General features: G+C 44.5%; 15 protein-coding genes. 9 read left to right on the forward strand and 6 right to left on the reverse strand.

The window, feature by feature from the left end:
• Positions 1-94 precede the first annotated feature (94 nt).
• Both IQ230_RS25190 and IQ230_RS25195 read right to left on the reverse strand, forming a co-directional pair.
• Entirely contained in the window at positions 95-559 is a 465-nt protein-coding gene (locus IQ230_RS25190; RefSeq protein ID WP_193934941.1) for a putative toxin-antitoxin system toxin component, PIN family, read from the reverse strand.
• Positions 552-959, reverse strand: a complete 408-nt coding sequence (locus IQ230_RS25195; protein ID WP_322742568.1) for a helix-turn-helix domain-containing protein — start codon at positions 957-959, stop codon at positions 552-554. The genes IQ230_RS25190 and IQ230_RS25195 overlap by 8 nt, the downstream gene beginning before the upstream one ends.
• Before the next feature lie 193 nt (positions 960-1152).
• Here IQ230_RS25195 and IQ230_RS25200 point away from each other — a divergent pair, with 193 nt between their 5' ends.
• From IQ230_RS25200 to IQ230_RS25210, 3 genes are all read left to right on the forward strand, one after another.
• Positions 1153-1668, forward strand: coding sequence for a hypothetical protein (locus IQ230_RS25200; RefSeq protein WP_193934942.1), 516 nt, complete (start codon positions 1153-1155; stop codon positions 1666-1668).
• On the forward strand, positions 1646-2104 hold the full coding sequence (locus IQ230_RS25205) for a DUF29 domain-containing protein (RefSeq protein WP_193934943.1): 459 nt from the start codon (positions 1646-1648) through the stop codon (positions 2102-2104). Before IQ230_RS25200 ends, IQ230_RS25205 begins: the two co-directional genes overlap by 23 nt.
• Before the next feature lie 183 nt (positions 2105-2287).
• On the forward strand, positions 2288-2596 hold the full coding sequence (locus tag IQ230_RS25210) for a DUF29 family protein (RefSeq protein ID WP_322742569.1): 309 nt from the start codon (positions 2288-2290) through the stop codon (positions 2594-2596).
• A gap of 137 nt (positions 2597-2733) precedes the next feature.
• Here the strand turns inward: IQ230_RS25210 and IQ230_RS25215 are convergent, their stop codons facing one another.
• A complete protein-coding gene (locus IQ230_RS25215; protein ID WP_193934944.1) occupies positions 2734-3642 on the reverse strand; it encodes an NmrA/HSCARG family protein in 909 nt (302 codons plus the stop codon).
• A gap of 90 nt (positions 3643-3732) precedes the next feature.
• On the opposite strand from IQ230_RS25215, the gene IQ230_RS25220 reads away from it, so the two are divergent.
• Complete coding sequence (locus tag IQ230_RS25220; RefSeq protein WP_193934945.1) at positions 3733-4485, forward strand: red chlorophyll catabolite reductase; 753 nt, start codon at positions 3733-3735, stop codon at positions 4483-4485.
• A gap of 144 nt (positions 4486-4629) precedes the next feature.
• Here the strand turns inward: IQ230_RS25220 and IQ230_RS27130 are convergent, their stop codons facing one another.
• Positions 4630-4863 (reverse strand): transposase, encoded by a 234-nt coding sequence (locus tag IQ230_RS27130; protein WP_228055331.1) that lies wholly within the window; start codon positions 4861-4863, stop codon positions 4630-4632.
• Between the two features lie 178 nt (positions 4864-5041).
• Here IQ230_RS27130 and IQ230_RS25230 point away from each other — a divergent pair, with 178 nt between their 5' ends.
• From IQ230_RS25230 to IQ230_RS25250, 5 genes are all read left to right on the forward strand, one after another.
• On the forward strand, positions 5042-5191 hold the full coding sequence (locus IQ230_RS25230) for a hypothetical protein (RefSeq protein ID WP_193934946.1): 150 nt from the start codon (positions 5042-5044) through the stop codon (positions 5189-5191).
• A 65-nt stretch (positions 5192-5256) separates the two neighbouring features.
• Positions 5257-5607 (forward strand): hypothetical protein, encoded by a 351-nt coding sequence (locus IQ230_RS25235; RefSeq protein ID WP_193934947.1) that lies wholly within the window; start codon positions 5257-5259, stop codon positions 5605-5607.
• A gap of 56 nt (positions 5608-5663) precedes the next feature.
• Positions 5664-5807, forward strand: a complete 144-nt coding sequence (locus IQ230_RS25240; RefSeq protein ID WP_193934948.1) for a hypothetical protein — start codon at positions 5664-5666, stop codon at positions 5805-5807.
• Between the two features lie 140 nt (positions 5808-5947).
• Positions 5948-7900, forward strand: a complete 1953-nt coding sequence (locus tag IQ230_RS25245; RefSeq protein ID WP_228055332.1) for a helicase-related protein — start codon at positions 5948-5950, stop codon at positions 7898-7900.
• 14 nt (positions 7901-7914) lie between these two features.
• Positions 7915-8241, forward strand: coding sequence for a hypothetical protein (locus tag IQ230_RS25250; protein WP_193934949.1), 327 nt, complete (start codon positions 7915-7917; stop codon positions 8239-8241).
• Positions 8242-8382: 141 nt separating this feature from the next.
• On the opposite strand, the gene IQ230_RS27135 is transcribed toward IQ230_RS25250, so the two are convergent.
• A complete protein-coding gene (locus IQ230_RS27135; RefSeq protein WP_322742570.1) occupies positions 8383-8880 on the reverse strand; it encodes a lamin tail domain-containing protein in 498 nt (165 codons plus the stop codon).
• Positions 8877-9488 carry a hypothetical protein gene (locus IQ230_RS27140; protein ID WP_228055333.1) on the reverse strand — a complete coding sequence of 204 codons (612 nt, stop codon included), beginning with the start codon at positions 9486-9488 and terminating at the stop codon, positions 8877-8879. The genes IQ230_RS27135 and IQ230_RS27140 overlap by 4 nt, the downstream gene beginning before the upstream one ends.
• Positions 9489-9618 lie beyond the last annotated feature (130 nt).

A 9618-nucleotide genomic window follows, 5' to 3' on the forward strand; every position in this document is an offset into this window, starting at 1 on the left:
CTGATTGAGGTGTCACCTTGTGTGTATGCCTTAACTATTTTTTCTCGCAAGTCGAGCGAGTACGGTTTCATTAGACTTCATTTGTGTACTCCTCTTACTGTACCTCATAAACTTGCAATAGGCTGTAAATTTCATTACTGCCTAGCTGTTCGAGTGCGCGAATAAATAAGGCTGGGGTAACGATCTGCGTACCGTGGTAATGCTTGAGGGGTAGCAAGTGCTGCCGATCTAGACTAACTAAATAATCAGCTTTTGCCTCATAAGCAGCTGCCAAAAACATATTGTCGTCTGGATCGATATCATCTAAACGAGTTGCTTGATAAGTTCCTGGAATATGAAGCGCAACCTCTGCAATTAATTTGACTAAATCCTCGATATCTGCTTGAGGAATCTGTTTTCGCATAAGTTGCACTACCAACTCGCGTAATAATTGCGGAGCCATAACTAACGTAAAACAGCGATCGCGCCATTTATCAAGCAATAAAACGGGAGTGCTGTTTCGGCTTTTACTTAGAAGAGCGGCAACAAAAACAGACGTATCTAAAACAACTTTAATCACGTACTACCACAGTCTTCTGCTCCTCAGAAACTGAGGCATTACTTGCAATTCTTGCTCGAAGTGCATCAAACTCTGCCCAAATGTCCGAAAAGTGACGCGGTTGTGCTTCCATCGCCCGCTTGAGTCCGCGAGCAATAATTTCATCAGCTTTTTCTAGTTCCTCCACAGTTGGCGAATCAACTTCAGTTTCCGGTTCCAACTTCAATAAATCGTTAGGAGTACAGGAGAAGAACGTACACAGCTTAATGAGGATATCAAAGGTTATTCCCTTTGTCTTTCCGGCTTCTAAGGCGCTTAACTGTTTTTGCGTGATGCCAGTTTGTCGAGATAATTCTGATTGACTAATTCTTCCATGCATGGCACGAAGTAACGCCAGTTGAGGTTTAACTTTGAGTTTCACTATTACTTCTACTTCTCCAACTAAGTCATTCTATATACAATTATAGGGTATAAACTATACCTTATAATTCTAAAAACTAGTACAGTATACAACCAACGTTACCGTGCAGTTATTCCACACTTCCCTCACTGAGGAATTCCTCAGTGACAACTCGATGTGAACTGACAAAACTAAGCACGGCACTACTGCCAAAATGAACGTTGCGAATATTGGTAAGTCTGGTCAAGAGTTACCTAACCCAAAAACTGCGAGTGTAGAACTCGGTACGGGAGAACAAGAACCAGTTGAGGTTGAGGAACTAAAACCTGCCATTGCCCAACATCTACAGTTGGCGGAAGGCGGATTGGTAGAGATTTGCGTGCCTAATGATAATAAAGTTAACGGACGTTGGGGTCGTATTGCTGCCGTTACAGCATACACTGTCGAGGTATGGCTGCGCGATGTAGATACGATGATGATGCAGAAGTACACCTTAAAATATCAGCAACTCATTCCCTTACCTTTAGAAAAGGAGCCACAATTAAAGAAAATATGCGATCGCGCAGCGTGGGCTTTGCCCAATCGCATTTCCAATCTGCGGCAGTGCAATTTAGATCCCTTTGAAGTAGAAATACTCAACCTGCTAGAGCGCCCTGTAGTACTGACATCAACCGAGTTAGAATACCTTGCCCATATTGAAAAGCGTCATGGAATCGCGCCGGATGAATAACATAACTACAACTCTTTACGAGCAAGATTATTATCTCTGGTTGCAGAAAACTAGCAGTTTGCTGCGAGATGGCAGACTGTCCGAGTTGGATATTCCCAATTTGATTGAAGAAATCGAGGACATGGGCAGGAGTGAAAGAAGGGCAGTTAGAAGCAATCTGATTGTTGTCCTCATGCACCTGCTCAAATATAAATTTCAGGCTGAGAAGCGAAGCAATAGCTGGTTATTAACTATATTTGAACACCGCCGTCGCTTAAGGGATGATTTTGCGGATAGCCCTAGCCTCAAGCGTTACTTCAATGAAGTGTATGAGCAATGTTACAAGGACGCGCGCATCTCAGCAGCAATTGAAACTGGTTTACCAACTGAGACTTTCCCAGAACAATCTCCTTTTACTCCAGAAGAAGCCCTAAATGCTGATTACTTGCCAAAGTGAAACAGCGATCTCGACATTGCTCGCTATTGCAAGGTTGATCGCAAGTGGGAAAATTAGGGTAGTGTCACTGCGGAATTCCCCAGTGAGAAACGAACTTATACAACTGAATACAGCGCAACTGTCAAATGGAAGAACTATTAGAACTTAATTCTAAAAGGTGAAAGTGCAGCCGCTTTATTATTGGTGGAAGAACTTGAAGAAATGAGTCGCGATGACAAAATTAATAATATTCGTTCTTATGTCAAAGCTTTGTTGCATTACTTGATAAAACAGCAAGCTGAAAACCACTCCACAAAATCTTGGGAAGTTTTGATTCGCAATAGCGTGCGGGATATTAAGGAGAAGAATAAATGCCGCAAATCTGGAGGTTATTATTTGAATAAAGACGAGCTATACTCTATCTTGTGCGACGCCCTAGATAGCGCAATTGATGCAGCATCGCTTGAGGTTGATGAAGGAAGATCTAAGCCTAAAAAATTAGCTACCTTTTAATTTCTGGGTAATAGATAGCCTTGTTAAAGTGAAGGGTTTTAATATTTTTGCCAGAGTCGGTATGAACGGGGTTCACCCCCAGGGATGAAAATTAGAGTAGTGGCTGACAATAGATCCACCCGACTCATAACTAGAATTCAAAGACTCTCATAGGTGAGTTCCTTGTTTGCCCAGTTGGTTTGTTCAAGAAATTCACTAAATGTAGTCAGAAGTCCAGGAAACTCCTCTTCTCTCAACCGCTTGACATCGGCTTGATAACCCTTCGTGCGATACCACTGAATCAGATCGAACAGTTCCTTTCGCAGGAGAAGTAGGAAGATCCAAGCAGGTATCTCTTTGTGGACAACTGGAATTCCTTGCACTTTAGAGAATTCCTCCGCCATCTGCTTGGGAGTCAACACATCGCCAGCTAGTTCAATTTCTCGATCAATATATTTGGAGGGATGTTTTATTACATAGGCAGCAATGCGACCCATGTCCTGAGTGGTGATGAGATGTAAAGGTTTGTCAGGCTGAATAGAGAATGAGAAAGTTCCTTTAAGGATGGAGGGTCGCGTATACTTCTTCCAAAACTCCTCCATAAACAAGCACGCCCGCAACAAGGTTGTCGGTAAGCCAGCCGCTTTTAGAATCTGCTCCACCTTGTGCTTTTGCTCAATATGGCTGATTCCAGAATTCCTGTCTGCCCCTCCTGCAGAGTTATAGACAAAGTGCTTAATGTTGGCGTTCTTTGCTACTTGTGCAACTCGCTTTGCCCTCTCGACCTCGAACGGGTCAGGTTTAGCGGAGTCGGCAGAAGTAGCGTGGCAGTAAACATGGGAAATTCCTGCAAAGGCAGCTTTAAGCGAGTCCTCATTATCTAAGTTAGCCTCGACAAGTTCGACTCCTGCAGCGTTCAGCTTTGACAGGGAAGGACGCTCAAGGTCAATTTTCCTAGTTATGGCACGCAGGTTGGTAACTCCCTGTTCGAGAAATCCCTTAACCACATTGCCGCCAGTGCCTCCAGTAACTCCGATGAGTAAAACTTTATCGATTTTTGGCTCCATGCGATCGCGCAAATCTAAAACGCTTTCTTCTGGTTTTCATTAAACCTAATCTTGAGATTAAATCTATGTATCCAAAGACAGAGGCAAACCATGATTGAGCAGCGACCAAATGCAGACAACACACTGGTGTTTGAACGTCTGTGGAGTATCACAGAAGAACTTCGTCAGAAAATAGAAGCCCACTTCGAGTTACACCCTGAGCCTGCAACTCAAGATTTACAGGAGTTCAGCAGTCCTGATGGTAATGTCAAAGGTTCGCTCAACGCTTTTTCTGGACGAGAAATTGACTGGCTGGTTCATACGTGGCTTAAAAAATCAAATTTCACCACCATGCGTCTAACTGCCTGGTTGGGATCGCATATTCGAGTGCCCCATCTTGCAGTTGAATTGGGTACGGTTACGAATATTTTCTTCTACATGGATTACATTCCTCGAACTGAGCTTGTGACTGATTTAGAATATCTCGATCGCTACTATGAGCCAGTTAACCAAACATTCTTGACATTGCAGGCAGATTCGCGTCTATCCTCATTTACGAGCAAGAGTGTATACATCCGCCTGTTTCAATCCCCTATCAACCTGTGCTATACCTGCTCAGAAACAGAGGATACCCTAAAACTGATTCACACTCTGGCACATGAAATGTTGGATCGCTGGCTGAGTTGGATAGAAGAGGCTGAGCCAGTACCAGAAGATACGCAAGCGGCTTTGGCAAAACGGGATTTGTTTTTGCGTCGTACCAGCGCAGAGCGCGATCCAGGCAACCAGCTAGCGGCACAGATGTTAGGGGCAGAATTGACCGACAAACTGATTCGGGCGCTCTGGGGTGACGATCGCATCTAAATGTTGAAAATTAGCAACAAATATTGAAGATTGCTTTGTTAATTTTAGGCATATAAAATCCCGTAAAATTAACTTGGGGGAGTCTATTTATCCCACACTGAATCTGCATATTACAGTGTGGGTCTGATAGAACCGATTTAGGATCTAAATATACGCTAAACGCTTGAGCATCAGTCGCATAAGACAGAGATTGATCTTTGTTGTAGCATGGCTGAAGGTAGGCTCAAAGTTCTTAACCAAGCTCTTAGAGCGCTCCATCCAAGCATTCGACCGCTCAAGAATCCATCGAGTTCCCACAGGGACAAATCCTGATTTGCCTTGTGCTGTTTTTTCGGCTTTCGTCGGTTTTGGTGCAAGTTGAAAGCGAATCTTGGTCATCACTTGTGGATAGCCCGCTTGTAGGGCGTTGCGGAGGGTGTTTGGGTGGTAGCGTGGTCAAGCCAAATCGTCACTTTGGGAAGGTTAATGGGCTTGGCGCTTTCATTAGTCCAAGTGGTGGCTTAACATCTCAATCAAACCAATGATGAATTATTATGTTTTTCGGTGCTAAAGGGTAATGAATACAAAAGAAGAACTTCTTTTGCTAGATTGCGATGGCACAATTCGGGAGCCGATATCTGGAGCAAAATTCATACAGCACCCCGAAGACCAGAAGATTATTGCTGGGGCTGAGCAGGCGATCGCGCATTACCATCAGGAAGGTTAGATTTTAGTTGGCATCACGAATCAAGGAGGCGTAGCAGCAGGTTATAAACAACTCGAAGAGGTTGATTGCTTACGGCAGTGCGCGAACGCGCAATCGCAGAGCAAGAATATACGCTACAGCTATTGCCACAGTTATTATGCATCTACTTGTGTCCTGACTTTGATTGTAATTATTGCCGGTTAGTGGGGCGAGGATATGATGCAAAACCGATTCATTCGGGAATTGGGCAGCGGAATTTGTTGAGACAGTTCAGGAAGCCGCAGCTAGGGATGCTGAAGGCTGCTATGAAAAATCACTGCGGTTTGGATTGCGAGAAAAGCTGTTTGTATGTTGGCGACGCGAGAGAAGACGAAGAAGCTGCGAGGAGAGCAAGCATAGAATTTAGCAGGCAGAGATGTGTGGCGCGATCGTTTTGATAGGGCAGAGTACAAACCTAAGCCAGAATATTGATTCTTTTTTTCAGATGACTGCAATGCTGCAATTAACAGAAGATTCTGGAGATGCTAGAGCAAATGGGCGATTCGCCAGATGTGACGCTCCGCGAACGTGGTCAGCAGTTGCTGGCAAGGTAGACAGCCAATTCTTTAAAGGAGCAAAGTTAGCAAAACGCTTGTAGCAAATGCAGCATTTGAGCATAGCTCAGGGAAAATAAATGTAATGCGATGGCTACTAGTAAATGCCTGTTTGTAAGCTAAAAAGTTATAGTTTTTAGTTATGATTGCCCATTTATAAAATATATCTGTGGATTGGTAGCTTATGACGCTTACCGATGGGTACTTGCGTGCCTCAACAACGGGGATCTCGGACAATGGTAGTGCGAACCTAGAAGTGGGTTCTATCGTTACGTGTCGGGAGCGCCAGTGGGTAGTGCTACCTACTGAAAATCCAGATATTGTTCGCTTGCGTCCTCTCAGCGGAAATGAGAACCAGATTTGCGGAATTTATCGACCTTTGGCACTCGAAGCGATCGCCCCAGCCAAGTTCCCTCTCCCGCAAGTAGAAGCAATTCAGGATCATACAGCGATTCAACTTTTAATGGATGCGGCGCGGTTAAGTTTGCGCAGTGGTGCAGAACCATTTCGTTGTTTGGGAAGACTATCGGTTCGCCCGCGTCCCTATCAACTCGTACCGCTGCTAATGGCATTGCGCCTATCTACCGTTCGGTTACTGATTGCTGATGATGTAGGAATTGGCAAAACGATTGAAGCTGGATTAATTGCCCGCGAACTACTTGACCGCAACGAGGTCAAACGCTTAGCAGTTCTATGTCCGCCACAGCTGTGCGATCAGTGGCAGCGAGAGTTACGCGAAAAATTTCAAATTGATGCGGTTGTGGTTCGTTCAGGAACTGTTTCTAAGTTAGAACGCGGACTGCCATCAGGCGATCGCCACATCTTTGAACACTACCGCCACATCATCGTCAGTCTTGACTACGCCAAATCCGAACGACGACGCGCAAGTTTCCTGACTCACTGCCCCGACTTCGTAATTGTTGATGAAGCACACACTTGTACCCATACCAACTCTGAAGGTGCTGCAATCCAACAACGCCATCAATTAGTACAGCAAATTGCAGCTAAACCAAACCAACACCTCGTTTTACTCACAGCGACTCCTCATAGTGGTATTGAAACTTCATTTTTGTCGCTTCTAGGCTTACTCAAACCAGAATTTACACAAATCAATCTTGATTCCCTAACTGAGCAAGCGCGATTGCATCTAGCGAACCATTTTGTGCAACGCCGACGCGCTGATGTAAAACTGTGGCTTGGCAATGAAACGCCATTTCCAGTAAGAGAAGCATTAGAACTTCCCTATCGCCTGACTAAGGAATACCGCAGTTTATTTGAAGACGTGTATAACCTAGCGCGGGGGTTGGTCAAAACAGCAGATGACAACCTCAGTTATGCCCAAAGGCGGGGGCGGTACTGGTCGGCGCTAGCTTTGATTCGCTGCGTCATGTCTTCTCCGGCAGCGGCGATCGCCACCCTCACGCGACAAGTAACTAAAGCAGGCGGCACAAAAGACTTAGCCAGCGATTTAGACGAGGAATTACTCGGTGCTTACATCTACGACCCTACCGAACAAGAGCAAGCTGTTGATGCTTCACCAGCGGTAGTCGTAGAACAGGGACAGCCATCTTACGACGATACACAGCGGCGTAGATTAAGAGCTTTCGTTCAAGAGGCGGCAAAACTCCAAGGCGAGAAAGATAATAAATTGCAGCGCGCGATCGCGACAGTTGAATCGCTACTCAACGAAGGGTTCAATCCCATTCTCTGGTGTCGCTATATTGCTACAGCTAATTATGTCGCCGCTGCATTGAAACAGAAGTTAGAGAAAAAAAGCAGTCATATCCGCGTCCTCGCGATTACAGGCGAGCAATCAGAAGACGAGCGGGAGAGTTATTTAGCCGACCTGCAATCTTCGCTACAGCGAGTTATGGTATCAACTGACTGCTTAAGCGAAGGCGTAAATTTGCAAGAGCATTTCAGTGCTGTGATTCACTACGACTTACCGTGGAATCCCAACCGCTTAGAACAGCGCGAGGGACGAGTTGACCGCTATGGACAAACTGTACCTGTTGTCAAAAGCTATCTCCTCTACGGTCAAGATAATCCGGTTGATGGCGCGGTACTTGATGTTTTGATTCGTAAGGCAGTCCAAATTCACAAGACCTACTTATTCATAACGGTTGGAACAACGTAGAATTTGCTCGAACTGTGTTAATAGGGGTAGCAGGCGTTACTGTAGGGTGGTTTATTGGGTTTCTTGCTTCACCTTACACAATAGTTGAAGAGAAGCGATTTTCTAGGTTTGCAACTGCGATTGTCAGTTTTTTAACAGGTTATGTAATTAGCAAGGTGGAGCCAATTATTTCATACCTTTTTACAGGTGCTAGATTAATTGAGCAACCTTTGTATGGTGCAAGATTACTGATATTTTTAGCTTGCTTAATTATTGGCAGTCTTAATATGTATACGTATCGTCTCTATTTGGGAACTCATGGGTTACCACAAAACGATCGCTCTCATTCCAATGAAAATTGAATGAAGAGTGAGTCTTTTGCAGTTAACGAGAATGTTAGTTTCGGTAACTGAATGCATAATTATAAGAGCCAAAATCATTGTGGAAATTACATACATCTCAGGTCGATACCTAATCAAATAGCGAACAATTCTTAACTCAAACTAGAAGTTAATAACTTCTCCTTCCCCAGTTCTGTTGTAGAAAACCGAAGCAACCATGCTACCATCTGGTTGGTAAAGGACAATTCGACCACCAGAATTGCCTAACTGCATAGACTGAGGGCTGTTCGTTCGCACAAGGAATTGTTTTTGTTCATCGGCTGCTAGGGTTCCATCCAGCATCAGTCGCCGACCCACTTTATCAGTGAGGAACCAACCTTCCAACGAAATTGTTTCTGGGGATGCATTTTGTAGTTCTACCCATTCACCTGATTCAGAGCCTTCTGGATTAGAAAGAGCAGCCACTATAACTACTGCACCACTTTGCATTTGAACATCGTTAATTGGTCGCACGACGGGAGTACTACCAGGTCGTGGTAAAGGCTCAAAATCACCACCTCGGAATTCTGGATAAAATGAGCGGATGTGCTTGCCCCGTTGATTATCTTCTGTCGTCTCTCGGTAAATTACCAGATTGTACTTTCCTTTTTGGATAGTCACAGCCCGCCGTTCGTCGATATCAACTTCTGAACTGATTCATAGTAGGCTACAGTCCCCATTGCCAAGTCACACTCTGGACTTGTGCCGACAAAAAAACCACCACGCTCCTTGAAAATCTGAGCAACTGGATCGCCAGCCATATTACTCAATGTCCAGGTCATTTGTAGCGTTACTACATTAGGATTCAGTACCTCTGACACTCCAGGCAACTTATACTGCGTGCCCAGAAAATTTACCCGCCCTTTAGCCTCATCCAGGTAGAACTTCACCCAATTGTGGTAGCCGCTGATCTCTCCCCACCCTGGACCGCCGCGCGGGTTAAATTTGCCTTCGCCAACAAATACGTGTTCAAAACCAGAACAGTAGAATACAATATCGTTACCGAAGTAGTTGGTAAAAGGTTCAAACCATATTATTCGCAGTTCTTCCTTAAATTTATCCATTGACATCGGCTTTCCAAGACCTTCTGTGACGTACTTGTACGCCAACTGCATTGGTTGAGTATCGAGTAGCACATCAAGAAAATCGGCAATCTCTCTATCTTCTTCTGGCGTAAAGTCTTCGGGATCGCGGTAGTTCACTAAGTAGTTATTAAACAACTTAATCATCGCTGTCTAGCCCTCTTCTGTCATTTTCCGGATATAATGAATAGAAGGAAGAAAAAATAAAACTCTACAAGGTAAGTAGAGCAATGGATGTAGAATTACAAATCCTGAAACATCTGCCAAGGGATGCCCA

This window comes from Gloeocapsopsis crepidinum LEGE 06123 (genome assembly GCF_015207655.1).
GTDB classification, from domain to species: domain Bacteria; phylum Cyanobacteriota; class Cyanobacteriia; order Cyanobacteriales; family Chroococcidiopsidaceae; genus Gloeocapsopsis; species Gloeocapsopsis crepidinum.